Source organism: Cryobacterium algoricola, from assembly GCF_004402485.1.
Classification (GTDB): domain Bacteria; phylum Actinomycetota; class Actinomycetes; order Actinomycetales; family Microbacteriaceae; genus Cryobacterium; species Cryobacterium algoricola.
On sequence record NZ_SOFG01000011.1, the window covers coordinates 239,706 to 261,378 of the forward strand.

A 21,673-nucleotide genomic window follows, 5' to 3' on the forward strand; every position below is an offset into this window, starting at 1 on the left:
GGATCAGGACGCGCTCGGTGCGTCCGGGTTGTCGACGGCGCGGAGCTCGCGCTCCGCAAGGGCGCTCAGGATGCGCTCGGTCACCGCGTCGACGGCACCGAGGCCGTCAACGGTGACAACGAGCCCGCGGGCCCCGTACACGTCGATAAGCGGAGCAGTCTGCTCCGAGTAAACCTCGAGACGGTGACGGATGACGTCGGCCGTGTCGTCCGCGCGGCCCTGTTCGGCCGCGCGCTTGAGCAGACGGGCGACGACCTCGTCGGTGTCCGCTGAGATCTGGACGACGACGTCGAGTGCGGCGCCGTCGGATTCGAGCAGGCGGTCGAGCTCGTGCACCTGGTCGAGCGTGCGCGGGTACCCGTCGAGGAGGAAGCCGTCTGCGGCATCCGCCTGGGCGAGCCGGTCGGCGACGATCTCGTTGGTCAGGGAGTCGGGTACGTATGCGCCCTTGTCCATGAAGGACTTGACCTTCAGGCCGAGTTCGGTCTGGTTGGTCACGTTGTACCGGAAGATATCTCCGGTCGAGACGGCCGGGATCCCGAAGGCGGCGGCCAGGCGAACGGCCTGCGTGCCCTTGCCTGCGCCGGGCGGGCCGATCACGAGCAGGCGGGTCATCGGAGCAGCCCTTCGTAGTGGCGCTGCTGCAGCTGCGAGTCGATCTGCTTGACGGTCTCCAGACCGACACCGACGATGATCAGGATGCTCGCGCCACCGAACGGGAAGTTCTGGTCGGCGCCGATCACCGAGAAGGCGATCAGCGGCAGGAGCGCGATCAGCCCGAGATAGAGCGCACCGGGCAGGGTCACCCGGGTCAGCACGAAGTCGAGGTACTCGGCCGTCGGGCGTCCCGCGCGGATGCCGGGGATGAATCCGCCGTACTTCTTCATGTTGTCGGCGACCTCTTCGGGGTTGAAGGTGATCGCGACGTAGAAGTAGGTGAAGCCGACGATGAGCAGGAAGTACATCAGCATGTAGAGCGGGTGGTCGCCCTTGGTCAGGTTGTTGGTGACCCAGGAGACCCAGGCCGCTGGTGCCTGTCCGGCGGATGGCTGGTTGAACTGCGCGATCAGGGCCGGCAGGTACAGCAGCGAGGACGCGAAGATCACGGGGACCACGCCGGCCATGTTGACCTTGATCGGGATGTACGTGTTGTTGCCGCCGTAGGTGCGACGTCCGACCATCCGCTTGGCGTACTGCACCGGGATGCGTCGTTGCGACTGTTCGACGAACACGACGGCGGCGACGACGAGCAGTCCGACCGCGATGACGATCAGGAAGGTGTCGAGGCCCTTCTGGTTCAGGATCGAGCCGAGGGAGTTCGGGAAGCGCGCCGCGATGGACGTGAAGATGAGGAGCGACATGCCGTTGCCGATGCCGCGCTCGGTGATGAGCTCACCCATCCACATGATGACGCCGGTGCCTGCCGTCATGGTGATGACCATGAGCATGATGGCGTACCAGGCGTCATTGGTGATGAGCTGCGAGCACTCGGAGCTCGACGAGGTGCCGAACAGCGCGCCGCTGCGGGCGACCGTGATGAGCGTCGTCGACTGGAGGATGCCGAGGGCGATCGTGAGATAACGCGTGTACTGGGTGAGTGTGCTCTGCCCGGACGCGCCCTCTTTGTAGAGGGTCTCGAAGTGTGGGATGACCACGCGCAGCAGCTGCACGATGATCGAGGCCGTGATGTACGGCATGATGCCGAGCGCGAAGACCGACAGCTGCAGCAGCGCGCCACCGCTGAACAGGTTGACGAGCTCATAGAGGCCGCTGGTGCCCTGGTTCGCCGCGAGACACGCTTGCACGTTTCCGAAGTCCACAAAGGGAGAGGGGATGAACGAGCCCAGTCGGAACAAAGCCACGATACCGAGGCTGAATCCGATTTTCTTGCGAAGGTCGGGCGTGCGGAAGATCCGCGCTATGGCGCTGAACAAAAGGCCTCCAGTTACTAACGTGAAACGAGCCTGCCGGGGCCGCTATCGAATACACGATGGCGACGCCCGACAAGCTCGATCAGCGTCTACGGACTTACTTGATTGAGCCACCCGCGGCGACGATCTTCTGCTCAGCTGAGCTGGAGACCTTGTCGACCGCAATGTTCAGCTTAACGGCAATTTCACCGTTACCGAGCACCTTGACTTTTTCGTTGTCGCGAACGGCGCCCTTGGCGACCAGGTCGGCGATGGTTACATCGCCACCGTTCGGGTAGAGCTCGGCAAGACGGTCGAGGTTGACGACCTGGTACTCGACGCGGAACGGGTTCTTGAACCCGCGCAGCTTCGGAGTGCGCATGTGCAGAGGCATCTGCCCACCCTCGAAACCGATGCGCACGTTGTAGCGTGCCTTGGTGCCCTTGGTGCCACGACCCGCGGTCTTACCCTTGGATCCTTCACCACGACCGACGCGCATACGGCCCTTCTTCGAACCGGGAGCGGGGCGAAGGTGGTGGACCTTCAGCACCTGCTCGCGCTTCTCAGCGGGTGCAGTCTTCGCGGCGGCAGCCTTGGGGGCAGCCTTCTTTGCGGTGGCGGGCTTGGTTGCTGCCTTGGCGGCAGCGTCCTTCTCGTCAGCCATTAGTCAATCTCCTCGACCTTCACGAGGTGAGCAACCGTGTTGACATAGCCGCGGTTCTGCGAGTTGTCCTCGCGGATCACGACAGCGCCAATGCGCTTGAGACCCAGGCTGCGAAGCGTGTCGCGCTGGTTCTGCTTCTCACTAATTTTGGACTTGATCTGTGTCACTTTGAGGCGAGCCATCAGGCACCTGCCTTTGCTGCCGCTGCTGCAGCAGCAGCCGCGGCGTCGGCGCGCAGGAAACGGGCCGGGGCCACGTCTTCGTACGCGAGGCCACGACGGGCGGCAACGGCACGCGGCTCTTCGAGCTGGTGCAGTGCCTCGACTGTGGCGTGGACGATGTTGATGGTGTTCGACGAACCGAGCGACTTGCTCAGGACGTCGTGGATGCCGGCGCATTCGAGCACGGCGCGGACGGGGCCACCGGCGATAACGCCGGTACCGGCAGCGGCGGGACGCAGCAGGACAACGCCGGCTGCGGCTTCGCCCTGGACCGGGTGCGGGATCGTCAGGCCGACGCGGGGAACGCGGAAGAAGTTCTTCTTCGCTTCCTCGACGCCCTTGGAGATAGCGGTCGGGACCTCGCGGGCCTTGCCGTATCCCACGCCGACGAGTCCGTTGCCGTCACCGACGACGACGAGGGCGGTGAAGCTGAAGCGACGACCACCCTTCACCACCTTGGAAACGCGGTTGATGGTGACAACGCGCTCCAGGAACTGGCTCTTGTCGGCGTCGCGGCTTCCGCGATCCTTGTTCGGGTTGCGCTCACGGCCACCACGACGAGCCTCACGAGGCTCGTTCTGTGCCGGAGCGGTTGACGCAGCGGTTTCGACGGGTGCCTCAGCGGCCACCACGGTCTCCTTGGCTGCTGTGTTACTGGTTTCAGCGGTCACAGGTTCAATCCACCCTCTCGAGCTCCCTCGGCGATGGCAGCGACGCGTCCCGCGTACTTGCTGCCGCCACGGTCAAATACGACGGCGTCGATACCGGCGGCCTTCGCGCGCTCGGCGACGAGTTCACCGACCTTACGGGCCTTGGCGGTCTTGTCACCATCGAAGGTGCGCATGTCCGTCTCGAGCGTGGATGCCGACGCAAGGGTGAAACCCTTGCTGTCGTCGACGACCTGCACGAAGACGTGGCGAGCCGAACGGGTGACGACGAGACGGGGACGAAGCTCCGTACCGACGACCTTTTTGCGAAGACGTGTGTGCCTGCGTCCGCGGGCAGCGGCCTTGCTCTTACCTCTAGTTCCGAGACCCATGGTTACTTACCACTCTTTCCGGCCTTGCGGCGAACAATCTCGCCGGCGTAACGCACACCCTTGCCCTTGTAGGGCTCAGGCTTGCGAATCTTACGGATGTTGGCGGCGACCTCGCCGACGGCCTGCTTGTCGATGCCACCGACCGTGAGGCGGTTGACGCCCTCGACGGTCAGGGTGATGCCGACGGGCGGCTCGATGAGGACCGGGTGTGAGAAGCCAAGGGCGAACTCGACCGCGGTGCCCTTCTGGGCGACGCGGTAACCGGTACCGACGATCTCGAGGCCCTTGGTGTAACCCACGGTCACCCCGATGATCTGGTTGGCGATCAGGGTGCGGGTCAGGCCGTGCAGCGAACGCGATGCGCGCTCGTCGTCCGGACGGGTGACGACAACGTGGCCGTCTTCGATCGACACCTGAATCGGGTTGGCGACGGTGAGCGCGAGCTCACCCTTCGGGCCCTTGACGCTGACGAGGCGGCCCTCAGTGGCAACCGTGACATCCGCGGGGATCGGGATGGGGAGTCTTCCAATACGTGACATTGTCGACTACCACACGTAGGCGAGAACTTCTCCGCCTACGCCCTTCTTCTCGGCCTGACGGTCGGTGAGCAGACCGCTGGAGGTGGACAGGATGGCAACGCCGAGGCCACCGAGAACGGTGGGGATTTCGGTCGACTTTGCGTACACGCGCAGGCCGGGCTTGGAAACCCGCTTGATGCCGACGATGGAACGCTCGCGGTTCGGACCGAACTTGAGGTTCAGCGTGAGGGTCTTTCCGACCTCTGCATCCTTGACATCCCAGGCGGAGATGTAACCCTGCGCCTTGAGGATGTCTGCGATGTGCGCTTTGAGCTTGCTGTGCGGCATCGACACTGTGTCGTGGTACGCCGAGTTAGCGTTGCGCAGTCTGGTCAGCATGTCTGCGACCGGATCTGTCATTGTCATTTGTGGTGCCTTTCTCGCCTGGTTTCGTTCATCCGTTACACGGGTGACGACCTTGGTCGTGGTGGGGCTGGACGGTTGTCCAGCCCCAGGGTTTAAAACTAGCCGGTACTACTTGGTGTTCTCGGCCGTCTGGAAGGGGAAGCCAAGCGCCTTGAGCAGCGCGCGGCCTTCTTCGTTGTTCTTGGCGGTCGTCACGACAGTGATGTCCATACCGCGAAGACGGTCGATCCGGTCCTGGTCGATCTCGTGGAACATGACCTGCTCGGTGAGACCGAAGGTGTAGTTGCCCGCACCGTCGAACTGCTTGTCCGAGAGGCCGCGGAAGTCACGGATACGGGGAAGGGCGAGGCTCAGGAGCCGGTCCAGGAACTCCCACATGCGGTCGCCGCGAAGGGTGACGTGGGTTCCAATGGGCTGTCCTTCACGCAGTTTGAACTGCGCGATGGACTTGCGGGCCTTGGTGACCTGCGGCTTCTGGCCGGTGATCTTGGTGAGGTCCGAAACGGCGCCATCCATGATCTTGCCGTCGCGAGCTGCCTCGCCGACACCCATGTTGACGACGATCTTCACGAGGTTCGGAATCTGGTGAACGTTCGTGAAACCGAGCTCGGTGGCGAGCTTGGCGGAGATCTCGTCGCGGTACTTCTGCTTGAGACGCGGAAGCGTCTTGACGGGCGCTTCGCCCGCAGCAACGATCGTGTCGGTCATCAGAGGTCCTTCCCTGACTTCTTGGCGTAACGGATGCGGACCGTCTTGGTGACGCCGTCCTTCGTTACCTCTTCGATGCGGACGCCGACGCGAGTCGGCTTCTTGGTCTCCGGGTCGACGATGGCCACGTTGGACGCGTGGATCGGCGCCTCCATGGTCTCGATGCCGCCGGTCTTGGTGCCGCGCTGGGTCTGGCCGACACGCACGTGCTTCGTGACGAAGTTGATGCCCTCGACGAGGACACGGTTCTTCTCCACGAGCACGGCGATGACCTTGCCCTGCTTGCCACGGTCGCCGCCGCGTGCCTGGCTGCGGCCGCTGATGACCTGTACGAGGTCACCCTTTTTGAGTCTGGCCATGATTTAGATAACCTCCGGTGCCAGCGAGATGATCTTCATGAACTTCTTGTCGCGAAGCTCGCGACCGACCGGTCCGAAGATTCGGGTGCCCCGGGGGTCACCGTCGTTCTTCAAAATCACTGCGGCGTTCTCATCGAACTTGATGTACGAACCGTCTGGACGACGGGTCATCTTCTTGACGCGAACGACGACGGCCTTGACGACGTCGCCCTTCTTGACGTTTCCGCCCGGGATCGCGTCCTTGACGGTGGCGACGATGGTGTCGCCGAGGCCTGCGTAACGACGACCGGAGCCACCGAGGACGCGGATGGTCAACAGTTCCTTGGCACCCGTGTTGTCGGCAACCTTGAGTCGTGATTCTTGCTGAAGCACTTTTTATACCCTTCTATCAAGTAAGCGCGAGGCTTACTTGGCCTTCTCGAGGATCTCGACCAGGCGGAAGCGCTTGGTGGCGCTCAGCGGACGGGTCTCACTGATCAGGACCAGGTCGCCGACGCCGGCGATGTTCGCCTCGTCGTGGACCTTCAGCTTGGACGTACGGCGGATGACCTTGCCGTACAACGGGTGCTTCACGCGGTCTTCGACCTCGACAACGATGGTCTTGTCCATCTTGTCGCTGGTCACGTAGCCGCGCAGCGTCTTCCGGTAGCCGCGAACGAGAGCTTCTGCCTCGGCTGCGACGACCGTTTCGTCAGTCTTCGCCATGACTAGGCCTCCTTCGTTTCGACGGCCTCGGCGACAGCATCCGTTTCGGATTCTGCAGCCTTGGGGGCCTTCTTGGGCTTCTTCTCTGCCTTGTCGGCCTTGACGGCCGCTTCGACCGGTGCGGGCGTCGGGCGAATGCCCAACTCGCGCTCACGGAGAACCGTGTAGATACGAGCGATGTCGCGCTTGACCGCGCGGAGGCGGCCGTGGCTTTCGAGCTGACCGGTGGCCGACTGGAAGCGCAGGTTGAACAGCTCTTCCTTGGCCTTCTTCAGCTCGTCGAACAGTCGTTCGTTTTCAAAAGTGTCGAGCTCGACTGAGGCGAGCTCCTTGGATCCGATCGCCATTATGCGTCGCCCTCCTCGCGCTTGATGATGCGTGCCTTCAACGGCAGTTTGTGAATGGCGCGGGTGAGCGCTTCCTTGGCGACGATGTCAGTGACACCGCCGATTTCGAAGAGCACACGACCCGGCTTCACGTTGGCGACCCACCACTCCACAGAACCCTTACCGGAACCCATGCGGGTTTCGGCCGGCTTCTTGGTGAGCGGGCGGTCGGGGTAGATGTTGATCCAGACCTTGCCGCCGCGCTTCATGTGACGGGTGATCGCGATACGAGCGGACTCGATCTGACGGTTGGTCACATACGCGGGGGTGATGGCCTGGATGCCGTACTCGCCGAACGACAGCTCGGTGCCACCGGTTGCGTGGCCGGTACGGCCCGGGTGGTGCTGCTTACGGTGCTTGACTCTGCGTGGAATCAACATGGTTATGCCTCAACTCCTGCTGCAACCGGCGCCGCGGCCTCTGCGCGGGGCGCACGGCGGGGTCGGTCGTCACGACGCTCGGGGCGGGACGACTTAGCGTTGGCCTGCTCGCGGGCGAGTTCCTTGTTGGTGATGTCGCCCTTGTAGATCCAGACCTTCACGCCGATGCGGCCGAAGGTGGTCTTGGCTTCGTAGAAGCCGTAGTCGATGTTCGCACGCAGGGTGTGCAGTGGCACGCGTCCCTCGCGGTAGAACTCCGAGCGGCTCATCTCAGCGCCGCCGAGACGACCGGACACCTGGATGCGAACACCCTTGGCGCCGGCGCGCTGGGCGCCCTGCAGGCCCTTACGCATCGCGCGGCGGAAAGCCACACGAGCGGAGAGCTGCTCTGCGATGCCCTGGGCAACGAGCTGGGCGTCGACTTCGGGGTTCTTGACCTCGAGGATGTTGAGCTGGATCTGCTTGCTCGTGAGCTTCTCGAGGTCGGAGCGGATCCGCTCGGCCTCGGCGCCACGACGACCGATCACAATGCCCGGACGGGCGGTGTGGATGTCGACGCGGACACGGTCACGGGTGCGCTCGATCTCGATGCGCGAAACTCCCGCGCGGTCGAGGGTCGTGCTCAGCAGGCGGCGGATCTTGACGTCTTCAGCGACGAAGTCGCTGTAACGCTGTCCCGGCTTCGTGCTGTCAGAGAACCAACGCGACACGTGGTCGGTCGTGATTCCCAGACGGAAGCCATACGGGTTTACTTTCTGACCCATTACTTCGTACCCTCCTCAGGAGTGGCGAGCACAACAGTGATGTGGCTCGTACGCTTCTTGATCTGGAATGCGCGACCCTGTGCGCGGGCCTGGAAACGCTTGAGGGTCGTACCCTCGTCCACGAATGCCTGGCTGACGAAAAGGTCCTGCTCGTCCAGGTATGTGTTCGCTGCATCGGCCTTGACTCGTGCATTCGCGATGGCCGAGGCCACCAGCTTGTACACCGGGTCGCTGGCGCCCTGCGCTGCGAACTTCAGGATTCCCAGGGCCTCGTGGGCCTGCTTGCCGCGGATCAAGTTGACGACGCGACGAGCCTTCTGGGGGGTAACGCGGATGTGACGCACGCGTGCGATCGACTCCACCATTTCTTCTCCTCCTTCACGTCACCGCGTTAGCGGCGACGGCCCTTCTTGTCGTCCTTCACGTGACCACGGAAGGTGCGGGTGGGCGCAAACTCGCCGAGCTTGTGCCCGACCATGCTCTCGGTGACGAACACCGGGATGTGCTTGCGTCCGTCGTGAACCGCGATGGTGTGCCCGAGCATGTCGGGGATGATCATCGAACGGCGCGACCAGGTCTTGATTACGTTCTTGCTGCTGGCTTCATTCGCCCGGACAACCTTGCGAAGCAGGTGGTCGTCAACGAAAGGGCCTTTCTTGAGACTGCGTGGCATCGTCTACTCCTACTTACGCTTCTTGCCGACAGTACGGCGACGAACGATGAGCTTGTCGCTTTCCTTGTTCGGGTGCCGGGTACGGCCTTCTTTCTGGCCCCAGGGGCTGACGGGGTGACGTCCACCGGACGTCTTACCCTCGCCACCACCGTGCGGGTGGTCGACCGGGTTCATGGCAACACCACGAACGGTCGGGCGAACGCCTTTCCAGCGCATCCGGCCGGCCTTGCCCCAGTTGATGTTCGACTGCTCGGCGTTGCCGACCTCGCCGATCGTGGCGCGGCAGCGGGCGTCGACGTTACGGATTTCTCCGGACGGAAGGCGCAGCTGGGCGTAGATGCCATCCTTCGCAACGAGGCGAACCGACGAACCGGCGGAGCGGGCCATCTTGGCACCGCCGCCCGGACGCAGTTCCACCGCGTGGATGATGGTACCGGTGGGGATGTTCTTCAGCGGCAGGTTGTTGCCGGGCTTGATGTCAGCACCCGAACCCGACTCGATGATGTCGCCCTGGTTCAGCTTGTTCGGGGCGATGATGTAGCGCTTGGTGCCGTCAACGAAGTGCAGGAGCGCGATGCGCGCCGTGCGGTTCGGGTCGTACTCGATGTGAGCGACCTTGGCGTTGACGCCATCCTTGTCGTTACGACGGAAGTCGATCAGACGGTACTGACGCTTGTGTCCACCACCGATGTGACGCGTGGTGATGCGACCCTGGTTGTTACGGCCACCGGTCTTGGACAGGGGGCGAAGCAGGGACTTCTCCGGGGTCGAACGGGTGATCTCTGCGAAGTCCGCAACAGATGAACCGCGACGACCAGGAGTCGTGGGCTTGAACTTACGAATAGCCATTTCTTATTCCTCTAGTCCGCGCCGCTTAGCCGACGGCCGTGAAGATGTCGATGGAACCGGACTTGAGCGTGACGATGGCACGCTTGGTGTCCTTGCGCTTGCCCTGACCGAACTTCGTGCGACGCGTCTTGCCGATGCGGTTCATGGTGTTGATCGAAGCGACCTCCACCTTGAAGATCTTTTCGATCGCGAGCTTGATTTCGGTCTTGTTCGAGCGCGGGTCCACGATGAAGGTGTACTTGCCCTCGTCGATCAGGCCGTAGCTCTTTTCAGAGACGACCGGAGCGATGATGACGTCGCGGGGATCCTTGTTGATCGGGGTAGCCATTATGCGGACACCTCTTCCTTCTTGGTCTTGCTCGCCACGAACGCGTCGAACGCGCCCAGGGTGAAGACGATGTCGTCGCTGACGAGAACGTCGTAGGCATTCAGCTGATCCCAGGACAGCACGTGCACCGTCGGGAGGTTGCGGATGCTGCGCAGTGTCAGTTCATCGGTCCGCTCGAGGACGACCAGCACGTGCTTGCTGCTGGCGATCTGGCTGAGCAGCGTGATGGCGCCCTTGGTGCTGGGCGTCTCTGCAGTGAACAGTGCGGTGACGACGTGGAGACGGTCGCCGCGAGCGCGGTCGGAAAGCGATCCGCGCAGTGCTGCCGCGATCATTTTCTTGGGGGTGCGCTGTTCGTAGTTGCGGGGCGTCGGTCCGTGGACGATGCCACCGCCGGTCATCTGGGGCGCGCGGATCGAGCCCTGACGAGCGCGACCGGTTCCCTTCTGCTTGAAGGGCTTGCGACCGGCACCGGAAACTTCTCCGCGGCGCTTGGTCTTGTGCGTGCCCTGGCGTGCGGCAGCGAGCTGCGCGACGACGACCTGGTGGATCAGGGGGATGTTGGTCTGGACGTCGAAGATTTCGGCGGGCAGTTCAACGGAACCGGACTTTGCGCCGGTTGCATCGATGAGATCGAGCGTGGTGGCCATGCGGTTACGCTCCCTTCACGGCAGTGCGGACGAATACGAGGCGGCCCTTGGCGCCGGGAACGGCACCCTTGACCAGCAGGAGGCCCTTCTCGGCATCAATCGCGTGAACCTTGAGGTTCAGCACGGTGACGCGCTCGCCACCCATACGACCGGCCATGCGCATGCCCTTGAAGACACGGCTCGGGGTCGAGGAAGCACCGATGGAACCGGGCTTGCGGTGGTTGCGGTGGGAACCGTGAGAAGAGGAGACACCCTTGAAGTTGTGACGCTTCATAACACCGGCGAAACCCTTACCCTTGCTCGTGCCCATGACGTCGACCTTGGAGCCGGCAACGAAGACACCGTCAACGGTGAGTTCCTGTCCCAGGGTGTAGTCAGCGGCATCCGCGGTGCGGAGCTCTGTGAGGTGACGGCGAGGCGTGACGCCCGCCTTTTCGAAGTGTCCGGCGGAAGGCTTGTTGACCTTGCGCGGGTCGATGGCGCCTGCAGCGATCTGAACGCCGGCGTAGCCGTCGATTTCTTTGCTGCGGATCTGGGTGACAACGTTCGGCGAGATCTCGATGACGGTGACGGGAACAAGCTTGTTGTTCTCGTCCCAGACCTGGGTCATGCCGAGCTTCTTGCCGAGGAGACCCTTGGTGGTCTTGGTATCGGAGTAAGACATCGCGGGCCCTAGAGCTTGATCTCGATGTTGACGTCCGCCGGAAGGTCGAGACGCATGAGCGAGTCGACGGCCTTCGGGGTGGGGTCAATGATGTCGATCAGACGCTTGTGGGTGCGCATTTCAAAGTGCTCCCGGCTGTCCTTGTACTTGTGAGGGGAACGGATGACACACACCACGTTCTTCTCGGTCGGAAGCGGCACGGGGCCGACAACCGTTGCACCCGCACGGGTCACGGTGTCGACGATCTTGCGCGCCGAGATGTCAATGACCTCGTGGTCATACGACTTAAGTCGAATGCGGATTTTCTGTCCCGCCATGTCGAACTCTCTTTCTTGTCAAGGCTTCGTACATCCCGAAGGCTGCATTGGACGCCGTAGTAGCACTGCTGCTGTCGCACCACTGTTCATCTGTCAATTTCGATTCCTCGTCCCGCAGCCTTCCAGCCGCACGACTTTGAACCGAGCCAACCGCTTCTCCACACCGGGGCATGGGGGAAGGCATGGATTTCCCATGCTTTCCCGGCTGTTGGTTTAAGCTCTGTTCTGCTACCCGCGGCCTAACCGTGCGCCCTGTGGACACCGGCTATGCACTGCCTGGCAGTGATCCCGACACCGCGTGCAGCGCGGCAGTCGAAAGTGTTGAACTAGAAGAGTCTGCCACAGGGGTAGTCCTTTGTGCAACCCGGGCGTGTCGCGACCGGCGTGTCGCGCGTCTGGCCCCCCTTTCGCCCTCTTTCCGCCCGTTTCGGCAGCTGCGGACCCTGCTTCGTCCGCACGTCGGCATCCCCTCCCCTCAGCGCTCCAGTTGCGCCCACGGACCCGAATGCGGCACTCAGGTCAAGGAACGAAGAGGCGCGGGCGCCCGATCGGAAGACCGAGAAGGAGGAGTCGGGCGCGAAGACGGGTCTGGCTCCGGCCTATTGCAGAATCCCAGCGTGCGAACCCGCTGACCTGTCGCCGGATACCGTCCTCGCGAAGCTTCTCGTCGTAGACCACCTGCTCCGGGCTCCGACCTCCGCGCAAGGCCTCGTCAAAGTACTTGCTCCGGCCATCGGCTTCACCAACGCCGCGCTGAGCCAGCCAGAAGAAATCACTGAAGTGCTCTCGACCGTCAACGATGAACCGCTGCTGCAGGATCGGCTCGGGGAAACCGATCAGGGCGATGCTGACCCGACTGTCGGTCTCGTTGACCGAGCCGGAGAGGGGCGTGGCGAAGTTAATGACAGCGAGGGCCCTCGCAGACCCCCGGAAAGGCAGCATCCGCTCCCATTGCTCCAGCAGTTCCGCTCGGGTGGTGAGCGGCGGGACTCTGTCCCAGGGGTCAGCGGCGAGTGCACGGTCGGCGGCCACCATTGCTCCCCGCAGGTCGAGGGTCGCCGCGAGGTCGATCACCGTGCGGGCGACGGTTGTGACCAAGAGGCCGTCCCTCCTCGTGATGGAGCGGGGGTCGAGTCCGAGGGCGTGCTTGACGATGCCCGGCTTGGACCGGCCGCCTCGTGTGCGCTCGGTGGTGAAGTGCACCTCGTCCGGCCAGCGGACGCGGCTGGGCAAGCCCCAGATCACGGCGGCCGACTGGTGGGAGAGCACGAGCTCGGTTCGCCGCAGCGTGGCCGCTCCCCTGACCCGGAGTGAGTACCGCCTGTCGTCATCGAGTTCGAGCCACCGACTCGCGTTGATGTACTGGCCGCGGCCGATGCGGTGCAGGGTTCCCGCTTCCGCACGGCGCCGCAACCGAAGATCCGCTTTGAAGGCACGCTGCAGCTGAGCCGAGTACAGGATCTCGTCGCTGTCGTCCCCGGTGATGGTTTCAAGCCGGTCGCCGGAGGGGACTCCGCCCTCTGTGTGCTGGGTCATGCGCTGACTCTGCCCCGCCTGACTCAGGCAGGCATGCAATGCCAGGCATCGGTGGAGAAGGTCACGTTCGGCAGGACTGTGCAGGGGCGGACCTCGCCTGCCGGCCTGGCGCATCCGCCGGGTGCCGCCCGCAGAAACCACGCGCACCAATTGCGCCGCTTCGCGCCAGGCACACCAGGCGCGAAACGGCAGAACCGGCGCGCGAACTGGGCGAACTGGCGCGAAACGGCGGAAGTGGAGCGCGCCGCGCACGTCACCAGGCGACGGTAGGGGGCAGCGCGCCGAGGCGAATGCAGGCCGCGAGAGCGCTAGTCGGTGCCGAGGTGGGTGTCGGCGGCGGCGCGGGCCTGCTCGATCTGGTCCTCGAACTTGTTGCCGGTGACCTTGTTGACCGCATCAGCGGTGCCGTCGAGGAGCTTGTCGCTGATGTCTTCGGCCTGCTCGCTGTGCAGGGCCTCGGTGACCTTGTTGTCGCCCAGGAATTCCTGGGCCTTCTTCGTAATGTCGTCCAGTCCCATGATGTCCTCCAGTCCGGCCGCTCCGGTGCGACCGCGACCCACGATAGAACCGGAATACGCCCGCGACAAGGGTCGCGCGGGGACGCAAAAACGGGCCGGCCCCGAAGGACCGACCCGTTTCCGTGGTGCAGGTGGTGAAGAACTACTTGATGATCTTCGTCACGGTTCCGGCGCCGACGGTGCGGCCACCTTCACGGATAGCGAAGCCGAGTCCATCTTCCAGAGCGATCGGCTGGATCAGCGCGACAGTCAGGTCGGTGGTGTCGCCGGGCATGACCATCTCGGTGCCCTCGGGCAGCGTGATGACGCCGGTGACGTCGGTGGTACGGAAGTAGAACTGCGGACGGTAGTTCGCGTAGAACGGGTTGTGACGGCCGCCCTCTTCCTTTGACAGGATGTACGCGGTGCCCTCGAAGTCGGTGTGCGGCGTGACCGAACCCGGCTTGACGACGACCTGGCCGCGCTCGACGTCTTCGCGCTTGGTGCCACGAAGAAGAAGACCACAGTTCTCGCCGGCCCATGCCTCGTCGAGCTGCTTGTGGAACATCTCGATACCAGTGACCGTGGTCTTGATCGTCGGGCGGATGCCGACAACCTCGACCTCGGAGTTGATCTTGAGGGTTCCACGCTCGGCGCGGCCGGTGACGACCGTTCCACGACCGGTGATCGTGAAGACGTCCTCGATCGGCATGAGGAAGGGCTTGTCCTTGTCGCGGACGGGCTCCGGGAAGTAGTCGTCAACGGCCTGCATGAGCTCCAGGATGTTGCCGACCCACTTCGGGTCGCCTTCCAGCGCCTTGAGCGCCGACACGCGGACAACAGGAGCGTTGTCGCCGTCGAAGCCCTGGGCGGTGAGGAGTTCGCGAACCTCGAGCTCGACGAGCTCAAGGATCTCTTCGTCGTCGACCATGTCGGCCTTGTTCAGCGCGACGAGCAGGGACGGCACGCCGACCTGCTTGGCGAGAAGAACGTGCTCACGGGTCTGAGCCATCGGGCCGTCAGTTGCGGCGACAACGAGAATCGCGCCGTCCATCTGTGCGGCACCGGTGATCATGTTCTTGATGTAGTCAGCGTGGCCCGGTGCGTCGACGTGCGCATAGTGACGCTTTTCGGTCTCGTACTCAACATGGGAGATGTTGATCGTGATGCCGCGCTGGCGTTCTTCCGGAGCCGAGTCGATCGACGCGAAGTCGCGCTGAACGTTGGTCTTGGAAGGGAACGTGTCGGCAAGGACCTTGGAGATCGCTGCAGTCAGCGTGGTCTTTCCGTGGTCAACGTGACCGATCGTTCCGATGTTTACGTGCGGCTTAGTCCGCTCGAACTTGGCCTTGGCCACTGTGGGTCCTCCTCAGGACTCTCGGCTTCACCGCCCGCTGGTTTGCGGCCGGAGAAACTGCTGGATTTGTGTACTTATGTTACTCGGGCCGGGAGGCCGAAGCGATTTCGGCCCGAAGGCCCGGAAAGGCCCGAGGGCCCCAGGCTATTCGCCCTTGTTCTTCTGGATGATCTCTTCGGCGACAGCCTTGGGGACCTCGGCGTAGCTCTCGAAGGTCATCGAGTACACGGCACGCCCTGAAGTCTTGGACCTCAGGTCGCCGATGTAGCCGAACATCTCCGACAGCGGAACGAAGGCACGAATGACCTTGACGCCGCTCGCGTCCTCCATGGTCTGAATCTGACCACGGCGGGAGTTGAGGTCACCGATGACGTCGCCCATGTATTCCTCAGGCGTACGAACTTCGACGCTCATGAGCGGCTCGAGAAGAACAGGGTTGGCCTTGCGGACGGCTTCCTTGAAGCCCATCGAACCGGCGATCTTGAACGCCATCTCCGAGGAGTCGACATCGTGCGCGGCACCGTCGAGCAGGCTGGCGCGAACGCCGACCATCGGGTAGCCGGCCAGAACACCGACGTGCATGGCGTCCTGGATGCCCGCGTCGACCGAGGGGATGTATTCCCTGGGGATGCGGCCACCGGTGACCTTGTTCAGGAACTCGTAACCCTTTTCGGCAGTGATCTCAAGCGGCTCGATCGCGATCTGAATCTTCGCGAACTGGCCGGATCCACCGGTCTGCTTCTTGTGGGTGTAGTCGTGACGCTCGACGGCCTTGCGGATCGTCTCGCGGTACGCGACCTGGGGCTTGCCGACGTTGGCCTCGACATTGAACTCGCGACGCATACGGTCGACGAGGATGTCCAGGTGAAGTTCACCCATTCCCTTGATGACCGTCTGGCCAGTTTCCTGGTTCTGCTCGGTGCGGAAGGTCGGGTCTTCTTCGGCCAGCTTCTGGATCGCGAGACCCAGCTTTTCCTGGTCCTGCTTCGTCTTCGGCTCGATCGCAACCTCGATCACCGGGTCAGGGAACGTCATCGACTCGAGTACGACCTGGTGGTTCGGGTCGCACAGGGTGTCGCCGGTGGTGGTGTCCTTGAGGCCGATGACCGCGTAGATGTGACCGGCGGTCACGAAGGCCACCGGGTTCTCCTTGTTGGCGTGCATCTGGAAGATCTTCCCGATGCGCTCCTTCTTGCCCTTGGTCGAGTTGATGACCTGGCCGCCGGAGTCGAGGTGTCCCGAGTAGACGCGGATGTAGGTGAGGCGACCGAAGAACGGGTGCACCGCAACCTTGAACGCGAGGGCCGTGAACGGCTCGGCAGCGTCGGAGTGACGCATGACGACGACCTCTTCATCGCGCGCGTCGTGGGCCTCGATGGCCGGCACGTCGAGCGGGGTGGGGAGGTAGTCGATGACTGCGTCGAGCATCGGCTGGACGCCGCGGTTCTTGAACGCGGAGCCGCAGAGGACCGGGTAGATCTCGCTGTTGACCGTGAGCTTGCGGATCGCGTGCTTGATCTCGGAGACGGTGAGCTCTTCGCCGGAGAAATACTTCTCCATGAGGTCGTCATCGGTCTCGGCGACGGTCTCGAGGAGCAGCTTGCGGTAGACCGCAGCCTGCTCGACGAGGTCGGCCGGGATGACCTCGATCTCGTAGTGGGAGCCCATCTCGACGTCACCCTTGGAGTCGCCGCGCCAGGTCAGTGCACGCATCTCGACGAGGTCGACAACACCTTCGAAGGTGTTCTCGGCGCCGATCGGCAGCTGGATGACGAGCGGCTTCGCGCCGAGGCGCTTGACGATGGTGTCGACGGTGTAGAAGAAGTCCGCGCCGAGCTTGTCCATCTTGTTGACGAAGCAGATGCGGGGAACGTCGTACTTGTCGGCCTGGCGCCAGACGGTCTCGGACTGGGGCTCAACGCCCTCCTTGCCGTCGAACACGGCAACCGCGCCGTCGAGGACGCGGAGCGAACGCTCCACCTCGACGGTGAAGTCCACGTGGCCGGGGGTGTCGATGATGTTGATCTGGTTACCGGCCCAGAAACAGGTCGTCGCAGCGGAGGTGATCGTGATGCCACGTTCCTGCTCCTGCGCCATCCAGTCCATGGTCGAGGCGCCGTCGTGGGTCTCGCCGATCTTGTGGTTGACACCCGTGTAGTACAGGATGCGCTCAGTGACGGTGGTCTTGCCAGCGTCAATGTGCGCCATGATGCCAATATTGCGGACCTTGCTCAGGTCGGTGAGCACATCAAGTGCCACGGGTGTCCTCCGGACGTTTTTTGGGGGTGTGTGGGGCGAAACAAGACAAGCCGGTGGGCGAGCGGGGCGGGTGACCCGCCCTGCTCGCTCACCGGAACGCGACTACCAGCGGTAGTGTGCGAAGGCCTTGTTCGCCTCGGCCATCTTGTGTGTGTCTTCACGACGCTTGACCGCGGCACCGAGGCCGTTGGACGCGTCGAGGATCTCGTTGGTGAGACGCTCGGTCATGGTCTTCTCGCGACGCGCCTTGGCGTAGCTGGTCAACCAGCGGAGGGCCAGGGTGTTGGCGCGGTGCGGCTTGACTTCGACCGGCACCTGGTAGGTGGAACCACCGACGCGGCGCGAACGCACCTCGAGGGTGGGGCGCACGTTGTCGAGCGCCTTCTTCAGCGTGACGACAGCATCCGCACCGTTCTTGGCAACGACGCCCTCGAGTGCATCGTAAACGATGCGCTCGGCGAGGCCCTTTTTGCCGTCGAGGAGGATTTTGTTGACGAGCTGGGAGACGATGGGGGCGCCGTATACCGGGTCAGCGATAACGGGACGCTTGGGCGCTGGGCCTTTACGAGGCATTACTTCTTCTCCATCTTGGCGCCGTAGCGGCTACGAGCCTGCTTGCGGTTCTTGACAGCCTGGGTGTCCAGTGCGCCGCGAACGATCTTGTAACGAACACCGGGGAGGTCCTTCACGCGACCGCCACGCACGAGCACCATCGAGTGCTCCTGCAGGTTGTGACCCTCGCCGGGGATGTAGGCGGTGACCTCGGTACCGTTCGACAGCTTGACGCGGGCGACCTTGCGGAGAGCCGAGTTCGGCTTCTTCGGGGTGGTGGTGTACACGCGGGTGCACACGCCGCGCTGCTGCGGGTTGGCCTTGAGGGCGGGAGCCTTGGTCTTGGTGACCTTGGGGCTGCGGCCCTTCCTGACCAACTGCTGAATGGTTGGCACTAATTACTCCTTGTTATTGCTGCACGGTGACAGCTCATTGATGGTTAGCATTCGATTCGTTCCGTTTCCGGTCCTTGTCGAGTTCATCTGGACCCGCCGGCGCACGCGGAACAAGTTCCGCGTGTTTCAGTGGGTATGCCGTGGGGGCTGCTCGGTGAGCAAACCCAGCATGCGTGCCGTGTCTGGGCGCCCAAGGTGCGGCACGACGAGATCGCGATGGCATGACTCAAGCGCACGACGAAGCGCACACCTCGAAATACTAACTCCCCTCGGGTGGCCCGGTCAAATGGTGAGCCGCCAACGAGCGGATGCGGCGAGTCGGGTTCCCTGCGCGCCCGCTCCCCCGCGCAACCCGCGAGAATACTCTGCATGCACCCGAAGCTCACCATCGCACCGGGTATCGCCGTCCTGGCCATGGTGGCGGCACTCAGCGGGTGCTCGGCCGTTCCCCCGCAGCCACCGGCGACCGCTTCTGCGGCAGGCGCTGCGGCAGGCGCTGCGCGAACACCGTTTCCCGGCGGAGCCCAGGCGGATTACCAGCTCGGCGGTGCCTACCCCGTTCCGGCCGGAACGGCCGTCGTGACTCGCGACAGCGGCGCTGAGCCCGCGCCCGGGGTGTATTCAATCTGCTACGTCAACGGTTTCCAGTCGCAGCCGGGCGAGACGGCCGACTGGCTCAGGGATCACCCCGACCTGGTGCTCGGCGGTGCTGCCGATCCCGTGGTCGACGCCGGCTGGCCGGACGAAATCATCTTCGACACCTCGACGGACCAGCGACGAGCTGCGATCGTCGCGGCACTCCGTCCGACCCTGCAACGGTGCGCCGACGCCGGCTTCAACGCGGTCGAGATCGACAACCTGGACTCCTTCACCCGATCGGGCGGCGCACTGACCGCGGCAGACAACATCGCCCTGGTGACTCTCTTCGCAGCGGAGACACACGCTCTGGGTCTCGCGATCGGGCAGAAGAACTCCGCTGAACTCGCCGCGCGCCTGCGGACGGCGGTCGGGTTCGACTTCGCCGTGACCGAGGAATGCGACCGCTTCGCCGAGTGCGGCGTGTACACGGATGCCTATGGCGACGACGTGCTGGACATCGAGTACAGCGACGACCTCAGGGACAGCTTTGCCGAGGCGTGCGCCCGGAGTGACCGGCCGCGCTCGATGGTGCTGAGGGACCGCGGGCTCGTCGCCGATACCGATTCCGGCTACGTCTTCGAGCACTGCCCGAGCTGAAGCCCGCCACCTCCGGGGAAAGCGGCCGGCCGTGCAAGTCAGGGGCGGGGAGGCTCAGAGGCCGTGCGGCCAGAGCGGGGAGTCGAGGGTGCTGTCGAGATCCGCGAGCAGGGACTGCACCCAGGGCTCGACGAACTCGTCGACGGCGGCCAGCATCCGCTCACGGTGCCGGTAGAGGGCGGTGCAGACCTGGCCGCCCACGTCGGCGGCGTACTCGTCGGCGAGGCGCAGCTCGGCCCGGATCGCCGCCTTCTCGGCGGCGGTGAGCGGCGCCGGTTCGGCGACGAACGCGGCCGGGGAGGCCGGTCGGGAGAGTTCCGCGAAGGTGAAGAGGTAGGGTGCCTCCCGTTCGGCGGGCGGGTCGAGCTCGAGACCGGTGTACTCGGGGTCGAGGCCGTCGGCCGGGCGGTAGCTTGCCGCCGCGGCCTTGCGTTCCTCGTTCGCGTGGATTTCCCGGCTGAGCAGGGGAAGGGTTGACTCGGTGTACGCGTCGACGGCGCCGTCGATCACGGCCTTCACGCGCATCGCGAGAGCGTGCTGAACCGCGTGGGGCACATCGGTCATGAGGCCGGCGGCGCGGATGACCGGCGAACCGAAACACGTGCGGCAGAGCCGCGTGCGGCGGGTGTGCGTACCGGGTCGCCACTTGGGGAGCCACCTCAGCCAGTCGTCGACGACATCGCCGACGCGCGCTTCGATGGAACCATCCATGGACGTTAAGGTTACTCGATACCGGGCCGAATCGACCGGGAGATTTCGGCTATTCGTCCGGTCGCTCCCACGGCCAGAGCGGCCGGCCGTGTTCGTTCATGCGGGAGGCGAGCACGAGCGAGTAGAGCAGGGTGACGACGAACGCGAGGATGCCCGTCGTCGCCGCGAAGGGTTCGCGCAGCACCGCAGCGGCGAACGTCAGCCCGCTGAAGAGCGGCCCGTTTCCGAGCAGGTAGAGCACGGAGCCCGCGGCGACGAACCCGAGGAACGCGGCGATGCCGGTTCCGGCCGCGTACCCGAGCGCCACCCGTTGGCGGCGCGGAGAGGCGCGCAGCCCGAGCCACAGCAGGAGAGCGAAGACCAGCAGCACGGCCGCCGCCGCCATTCCGGGACCGACGAGCGGGCCGGCATCCGTGACCGGGATCACCTCGATGTCGGCGAGCAGGCTGATCATGCCGAAGCCCGCGACGAGCAGCGCCGCGTACAGCACGGCCGCGAACACGGCGACGACGGCCGCGTATCTCTGGTACTCGCGCATCGCTCAGGCCTCACTCCCCCGCTGCGGGGGCTGCACCGTCACGGCTGCTCCACCGGACGGTTCCGGCTGTTCGGGACTGCTACGGACGGGAGAGCTGCGGCCCTTCCGCGAGGCGGCGGTCGTAGTCCTGCTTGGCGGCGGCGTTGCGGGCCGTGACGGTGCGTCCGCGGCGGGCGATCCAGGCGCCGAACCAGATCGGCACCTCGCGGGCGACGATGGCGGCGGCGATCGCGTAGGGGCTCAGCCACTGCGCGGTGATGAACCGGACCGCTTCGGACGGGGTGAAGGTCCAGGCCTGCACGGTCAGCAGCGCCGCTCCGATGTAGGAGAAGTACACGATGACGGCCACGAGGAAGCCGAAGAGCACGTAGGCCCACCAGCCGCCGCGGTTGACGATCAGCACGAGCAGGGAGAACCCGATGAAGAAGAACACGGCCGGCACGTAGAACACCGGCAGCACGATGAAGTCGCTGAACTTCGCGGCCGCGTCGGCGACCGAGCCGCTGCCTGCCCCGGCGATGCCGAAGGCGACGAGCGCGTAGACGATGGCGTAGACGACCGTCGCGAGCAGCGCGAGCAGCACGCCGGCGCCCCGGTTGCCCTTCTCGACGGGCGGGGCCGGGGCCTGAATGTAGATGGGGCCGGCGGGCGCCTGCACGGGAACCGCGGGCGTGTAGCCGGGGGTGTAATCGGTGACAGGAGCGTGCTCGGCGGTCGCCTGGTCCTGCGTGACGACCTGGGCGTCCTCGTGCGCGGCCTCGGCCGAGACGGCAGCGGGGGTCTCGTAGGAGATCGGCTCACCGACCGGTTCGGGGGCGACGACCGGGGCGACGGGGGCGGATGCCGCGGGCTCGGCGAGCGGCGCCGGTGCCGACTCGTCAGCGGGCGCTGCAGCGGCGGCGTGCGCCGGCTCGTTCGGTGCCGCCTGGTCGGTCGGGTCCGTCTCGGACCGCTGGTATGCGGCCGTCGGGGCATCCGTCTCGGGGGTCGTGTTGCGCTCGTCTGCTGTCGGGTCGCTCATGCTGCACTCC

32 protein-coding genes are annotated in these 21,673 nt (G+C 64.4%); 1 reads left to right on the forward strand and 31 read right to left on the reverse strand.

From position 1 onward, the window contains the following. Nucleotides 1-3: 3 nt before the first annotated feature. The 28 genes from E3O44_RS07895 to rpsL all read right to left on the reverse strand — a co-directional run bounded on the left by E3O44_RS07895 (nucleotide 4) and on the right by rpsL (nucleotide 18,157). Entirely contained in the window at nucleotides 4-615 is a 612-nt protein-coding gene (locus tag E3O44_RS07895) for an adenylate kinase (RefSeq protein ID WP_174775058.1), read from the reverse strand. Continuing rightward, entirely contained in the window at nucleotides 612-1,934 is a 1,323-nt protein-coding gene (secY, locus tag E3O44_RS07900) for a preprotein translocase subunit SecY (protein WP_134534165.1), read from the reverse strand. The genes E3O44_RS07895 and secY overlap by 4 nt, the downstream gene beginning before the upstream one ends. 94 nt (nucleotides 1,935-2,028) lie before the next feature. Next, nucleotides 2,029-2,574 carry a 50S ribosomal protein L15 gene (gene rplO / locus E3O44_RS07905; RefSeq protein WP_134534167.1) on the reverse strand — a complete coding sequence of 182 codons (546 nt, stop codon included), beginning with the start codon at nucleotides 2,572-2,574 and terminating at the stop codon, nucleotides 2,029-2,031. Further along, nucleotides 2,574-2,756 (reverse strand): 50S ribosomal protein L30, encoded by a 183-nt coding sequence (gene rpmD / locus E3O44_RS07910; protein WP_174774564.1) that lies wholly within the window; start codon nucleotides 2,754-2,756, stop codon nucleotides 2,574-2,576. Before rpmD ends, rplO begins: the two co-directional genes overlap by 1 nt. Further along, nucleotides 2,756-3,427 carry a 30S ribosomal protein S5 gene (gene rpsE / locus E3O44_RS07915; protein ID WP_104101028.1) on the reverse strand — a complete coding sequence of 224 codons (672 nt, stop codon included), beginning with the start codon at nucleotides 3,425-3,427 and terminating at the stop codon, nucleotides 2,756-2,758. Before rpsE ends, rpmD begins: the two co-directional genes overlap by 1 nt. A gap of 35 nt (nucleotides 3,428-3,462) precedes the next feature. Beyond that, nucleotides 3,463-3,834, reverse strand: a complete 372-nt coding sequence (gene rplR / locus E3O44_RS07920) for a 50S ribosomal protein L18 (protein WP_134449898.1) — start codon at nucleotides 3,832-3,834, stop codon at nucleotides 3,463-3,465. Nucleotides 3,835-3,836: 2 nt separating this feature from the next. Then, nucleotides 3,837-4,373 carry a 50S ribosomal protein L6 gene (gene rplF, locus E3O44_RS07925; RefSeq protein WP_134449897.1) on the reverse strand — a complete coding sequence of 179 codons (537 nt, stop codon included), beginning with the start codon at nucleotides 4,371-4,373 and terminating at the stop codon, nucleotides 3,837-3,839. A gap of 6 nt (nucleotides 4,374-4,379) precedes the next feature. After that, a complete protein-coding gene (gene rpsH / locus E3O44_RS07930; RefSeq protein ID WP_066597609.1) occupies nucleotides 4,380-4,778 on the reverse strand; it encodes a 30S ribosomal protein S8 in 399 nt (132 codons plus the stop codon). A 108-nt stretch (nucleotides 4,779-4,886) separates the two neighbouring features. Beyond that, entirely contained in the window at nucleotides 4,887-5,486 is a 600-nt protein-coding gene (gene rplE / locus E3O44_RS07935) for a 50S ribosomal protein L5 (protein ID WP_134534169.1), read from the reverse strand. Next, nucleotides 5,486-5,845, reverse strand: coding sequence for a 50S ribosomal protein L24 (rplX, locus tag E3O44_RS07940; protein WP_134449895.1), 360 nt, complete (start codon nucleotides 5,843-5,845; stop codon nucleotides 5,486-5,488). Before rplX ends, rplE begins: the two co-directional genes overlap by 1 nt. Before the next feature lie 3 nt (nucleotides 5,846-5,848). Next, the gene (gene rplN / locus E3O44_RS07945; RefSeq protein WP_134449894.1) at nucleotides 5,849-6,217 is read right to left on the reverse strand and encodes a 50S ribosomal protein L14; all 369 of its coding nucleotides are present in this window, start codon (nucleotides 6,215-6,217) and stop codon (nucleotides 5,849-5,851) included. Nucleotides 6,218-6,250: 33 nt separating this feature from the next. Next, nucleotides 6,251-6,550 carry a 30S ribosomal protein S17 gene (rpsQ, locus tag E3O44_RS07950; RefSeq protein WP_134449893.1) on the reverse strand — a complete coding sequence of 100 codons (300 nt, stop codon included), beginning with the start codon at nucleotides 6,548-6,550 and terminating at the stop codon, nucleotides 6,251-6,253. A gap of 2 nt (nucleotides 6,551-6,552) precedes the next feature. Further along, nucleotides 6,553-6,897 (reverse strand): 50S ribosomal protein L29, encoded by a 345-nt coding sequence (gene rpmC, locus E3O44_RS19840; protein ID WP_134449892.1) that lies wholly within the window; start codon nucleotides 6,895-6,897, stop codon nucleotides 6,553-6,555. Then, nucleotides 6,897-7,316: a 50S ribosomal protein L16 gene (gene rplP / locus E3O44_RS07960; protein ID WP_134449891.1), complete on the reverse strand. Its 420-nt coding sequence runs from the start codon at nucleotides 7,314-7,316 to the stop codon at nucleotides 6,897-6,899. Before rplP ends, rpmC begins: the two co-directional genes overlap by 1 nt. Nucleotides 7,317-7,318: 2 nt before the next feature. After that, nucleotides 7,319-8,080 carry a 30S ribosomal protein S3 gene (gene rpsC, locus E3O44_RS07965; protein ID WP_134449890.1) on the reverse strand — a complete coding sequence of 254 codons (762 nt, stop codon included), beginning with the start codon at nucleotides 8,078-8,080 and terminating at the stop codon, nucleotides 7,319-7,321. Next, nucleotides 8,080-8,445 carry a 50S ribosomal protein L22 gene (rplV, locus tag E3O44_RS07970; protein WP_134449889.1) on the reverse strand — a complete coding sequence of 122 codons (366 nt, stop codon included), beginning with the start codon at nucleotides 8,443-8,445 and terminating at the stop codon, nucleotides 8,080-8,082. Before rplV ends, rpsC begins: the two co-directional genes overlap by 1 nt. 26 nt (nucleotides 8,446-8,471) lie before the next feature. After that, the gene (gene rpsS / locus E3O44_RS07975) at nucleotides 8,472-8,753 is read right to left on the reverse strand and encodes a 30S ribosomal protein S19 (RefSeq protein WP_134449888.1); all 282 of its coding nucleotides are present in this window, start codon (nucleotides 8,751-8,753) and stop codon (nucleotides 8,472-8,474) included. Nucleotides 8,754-8,762: 9 nt separating this feature from the next. Next, nucleotides 8,763-9,602: a 50S ribosomal protein L2 gene (gene rplB / locus E3O44_RS07980; RefSeq protein WP_134449887.1), complete on the reverse strand. Its 840-nt coding sequence runs from the start codon at nucleotides 9,600-9,602 to the stop codon at nucleotides 8,763-8,765. A 25-nt stretch (nucleotides 9,603-9,627) separates the two neighbouring features. Continuing rightward, nucleotides 9,628-9,930, reverse strand: coding sequence for a 50S ribosomal protein L23 (gene rplW, locus E3O44_RS07985; protein ID WP_104100968.1), 303 nt, complete (start codon nucleotides 9,928-9,930; stop codon nucleotides 9,628-9,630). Beyond that, on the reverse strand, nucleotides 9,930-10,580 hold the full coding sequence (rplD, locus tag E3O44_RS07990) for a 50S ribosomal protein L4 (protein ID WP_134534171.1): 651 nt from the start codon (nucleotides 10,578-10,580) through the stop codon (nucleotides 9,930-9,932). The genes rplW and rplD overlap by 1 nt, the downstream gene beginning before the upstream one ends. Nucleotides 10,581-10,584: 4 nt before the next feature. Further along, nucleotides 10,585-11,244 (reverse strand): 50S ribosomal protein L3, encoded by a 660-nt coding sequence (gene rplC, locus E3O44_RS07995; protein ID WP_134534173.1) that lies wholly within the window; start codon nucleotides 11,242-11,244, stop codon nucleotides 10,585-10,587. A gap of 8 nt (nucleotides 11,245-11,252) precedes the next feature. Next, nucleotides 11,253-11,561, reverse strand: coding sequence for a 30S ribosomal protein S10 (rpsJ, locus tag E3O44_RS08000; protein WP_035834607.1), 309 nt, complete (start codon nucleotides 11,559-11,561; stop codon nucleotides 11,253-11,255). 519 nt (nucleotides 11,562-12,080) lie between these two features. Then, nucleotides 12,081-13,097 carry a hypothetical protein gene (locus E3O44_RS08005; RefSeq protein WP_134534175.1) on the reverse strand — a complete coding sequence of 339 codons (1,017 nt, stop codon included), beginning with the start codon at nucleotides 13,095-13,097 and terminating at the stop codon, nucleotides 12,081-12,083. A 308-nt stretch (nucleotides 13,098-13,405) separates the two neighbouring features. Further along, complete coding sequence (locus tag E3O44_RS08010; RefSeq protein WP_174775059.1) at nucleotides 13,406-13,615, reverse strand: Rv0909 family putative TA system antitoxin; 210 nt, start codon at nucleotides 13,613-13,615, stop codon at nucleotides 13,406-13,408. A 142-nt stretch (nucleotides 13,616-13,757) separates the two neighbouring features. After that, a complete protein-coding gene (gene tuf, locus E3O44_RS08015) occupies nucleotides 13,758-14,951 on the reverse strand; it encodes an elongation factor Tu (protein WP_134449883.1) in 1,194 nt (397 codons plus the stop codon). 144 nt (nucleotides 14,952-15,095) lie between these two features. Then, a complete protein-coding gene (gene fusA / locus E3O44_RS08020) occupies nucleotides 15,096-17,210 on the reverse strand; it encodes an elongation factor G (RefSeq protein ID WP_134534177.1) in 2,115 nt (704 codons plus the stop codon). A 102-nt stretch (nucleotides 17,211-17,312) separates the two neighbouring features. Continuing rightward, entirely contained in the window at nucleotides 17,313-17,783 is a 471-nt protein-coding gene (gene rpsG / locus E3O44_RS08025) for a 30S ribosomal protein S7 (RefSeq protein ID WP_066597688.1), read from the reverse strand. Further along, complete coding sequence (rpsL, locus tag E3O44_RS08030) at nucleotides 17,783-18,157, reverse strand: 30S ribosomal protein S12 (RefSeq protein ID WP_055787040.1); 375 nt, start codon at nucleotides 18,155-18,157, stop codon at nucleotides 17,783-17,785. Before rpsL ends, rpsG begins: the two co-directional genes overlap by 1 nt. Nucleotides 18,158-18,526: 369 nt before the next feature. Between rpsL and E3O44_RS08035 the strand changes: the two genes are divergently transcribed. Continuing rightward, a complete protein-coding gene (locus E3O44_RS08035) occupies nucleotides 18,527-19,393 on the forward strand; it encodes an endo alpha-1,4 polygalactosaminidase (protein WP_134534179.1) in 867 nt (288 codons plus the stop codon). A 54-nt stretch (nucleotides 19,394-19,447) separates the two neighbouring features. Here E3O44_RS08035 and E3O44_RS08040 read toward each other — a convergent pair whose 3' ends face one another. The 3 genes from E3O44_RS08040 to E3O44_RS08050 all read right to left on the reverse strand — a co-directional run bounded on the left by E3O44_RS08040 (nucleotide 19,448) and on the right by E3O44_RS08050 (nucleotide 21,663). Further along, nucleotides 19,448-20,104, reverse strand: a complete 657-nt coding sequence (locus E3O44_RS08040; protein WP_134534181.1) for a spermidine/putrescine ABC transporter substrate-binding protein — start codon at nucleotides 20,102-20,104, stop codon at nucleotides 19,448-19,450. A 49-nt stretch (nucleotides 20,105-20,153) separates the two neighbouring features. Next, entirely contained in the window at nucleotides 20,154-20,642 is a 489-nt protein-coding gene (locus E3O44_RS08045; RefSeq protein ID WP_134534183.1) for a DUF6121 family protein, read from the reverse strand. A 79-nt stretch (nucleotides 20,643-20,721) separates the two neighbouring features. After that, a complete protein-coding gene (locus E3O44_RS08050) occupies nucleotides 20,722-21,663 on the reverse strand; it encodes a hypothetical protein (RefSeq protein WP_134534185.1) in 942 nt (313 codons plus the stop codon). Nucleotides 21,664-21,673: the final 10 nt, after the last annotated feature.

Coding starts and splice junctions, on each gene's coding strand:
- E3O44_RS07895 (WP_174775058.1), bottom strand. CDS start 615: ATGACCCGCCTGCTCGTGATCGGCCCGCCCGGCGCAGGCAAGGGCACG.
- rplO (WP_134534167.1), bottom strand. CDS start 2,574: ATGGCTGACGAGAAGGACGCTGCCGCCAAGGCAGCAACCAAGCCCGCC.
- rpmD (WP_174774564.1), bottom strand. CDS start 2,756: ATGGCTCGCCTCAAAGTGACACAGATCAAGTCCAAAATTAGTGAGAAG.
- rplR (WP_134449898.1), bottom strand. CDS start 3,834: ATGGGTCTCGGAACTAGAGGTAAGAGCAAGGCCGCTGCCCGCGGACGC.
- rplF (WP_134449897.1), bottom strand. CDS start 4,373: ATGTCACGTATTGGAAGACTCCCCATCCCGATCCCCGCGGATGTCACG.
- rpsH (WP_066597609.1), bottom strand. CDS start 4,778: ATGACAATGACAGATCCGGTCGCAGACATGCTGACCAGACTGCGCAAC.
- rplE (WP_134534169.1), bottom strand. CDS start 5,486: ATGACCGACACGATCGTTGCTGCGGGCGAAGCGCCCGTCAAGACGCTT.
- rplX (WP_134449895.1), bottom strand. CDS start 5,845: ATGGCCAGACTCAAAAAGGGTGACCTCGTACAGGTCATCAGCGGCCGC.
- rpsQ (WP_134449893.1), bottom strand. CDS start 6,550: ATGGCGAAGACTGACGAAACGGTCGTCGCAGCCGAGGCAGAAGCTCTC.
- rpmC (WP_134449892.1), bottom strand. CDS start 6,897: ATGGCGATCGGATCCAAGGAGCTCGCCTCAGTCGAGCTCGACACTTTT.
- rplP (WP_134449891.1), bottom strand. CDS start 7,316: ATGTTGATTCCACGCAGAGTCAAGCACCGTAAGCAGCACCACCCGGGC.
- rpsC (WP_134449890.1), bottom strand. CDS start 8,080: ATGGGTCAGAAAGTAAACCCGTATGGCTTCCGTCTGGGAATCACGACC.
- rplV (WP_134449889.1), bottom strand. CDS start 8,445: ATGGTGGAGTCGATCGCACGCGTGCGTCACATCCGCGTTACCCCCCAG.
- rpsS (WP_134449888.1), bottom strand. CDS start 8,753: ATGCCACGCAGTCTCAAGAAAGGCCCTTTCGTTGACGACCACCTGCTT.
- rplB (WP_134449887.1), bottom strand. CDS start 9,602: ATGGCTATTCGTAAGTTCAAGCCCACGACTCCTGGTCGTCGCGGTTCA.
- rplW (WP_104100968.1), bottom strand. CDS start 9,930: ATGGCTACCCCGATCAACAAGGATCCCCGCGACGTCATCATCGCTCCG.
- rplD (WP_134534171.1), bottom strand. CDS start 10,580: ATGGCCACCACGCTCGATCTCATCGATGCAACCGGCGCAAAGTCCGGT.
- rplC (WP_134534173.1), bottom strand. CDS start 11,244: ATGTCTTACTCCGATACCAAGACCACCAAGGGTCTCCTCGGCAAGAAG.
- rpsJ (WP_035834607.1), bottom strand. CDS start 11,561: ATGGCGGGACAGAAAATCCGCATTCGACTTAAGTCGTATGACCACGAG.
- E3O44_RS08005 (WP_134534175.1), bottom strand. CDS start 13,097: ATGACCCAGCACACAGAGGGCGGAGTCCCCTCCGGCGACCGGCTTGAA.
- E3O44_RS08010 (WP_174775059.1), bottom strand. CDS start 13,615: ATGGGACTGGACGACATTACGAAGAAGGCCCAGGAATTCCTGGGCGAC.
- rpsG (WP_066597688.1), bottom strand. CDS start 17,783: ATGCCTCGTAAAGGCCCAGCGCCCAAGCGTCCCGTTATCGCTGACCCG.
- E3O44_RS08035 (WP_134534179.1), top strand. CDS start 18,527: ATGCACCCGAAGCTCACCATCGCACCGGGTATCGCCGTCCTGGCCATG.
- E3O44_RS08040 (WP_134534181.1), bottom strand. CDS start 20,104: ATGGATGGTTCCATCGAAGCGCGCGTCGGCGATGTCGTCGACGACTGG.
- E3O44_RS08045 (WP_134534183.1), bottom strand. CDS start 20,642: ATGCGCGAGTACCAGAGATACGCGGCCGTCGTCGCCGTGTTCGCGGCC.
- E3O44_RS08050 (WP_134534185.1), bottom strand. CDS start 21,663: ATGAGCGACCCGACAGCAGACGAGCGCAACACGACCCCCGAGACGGAT.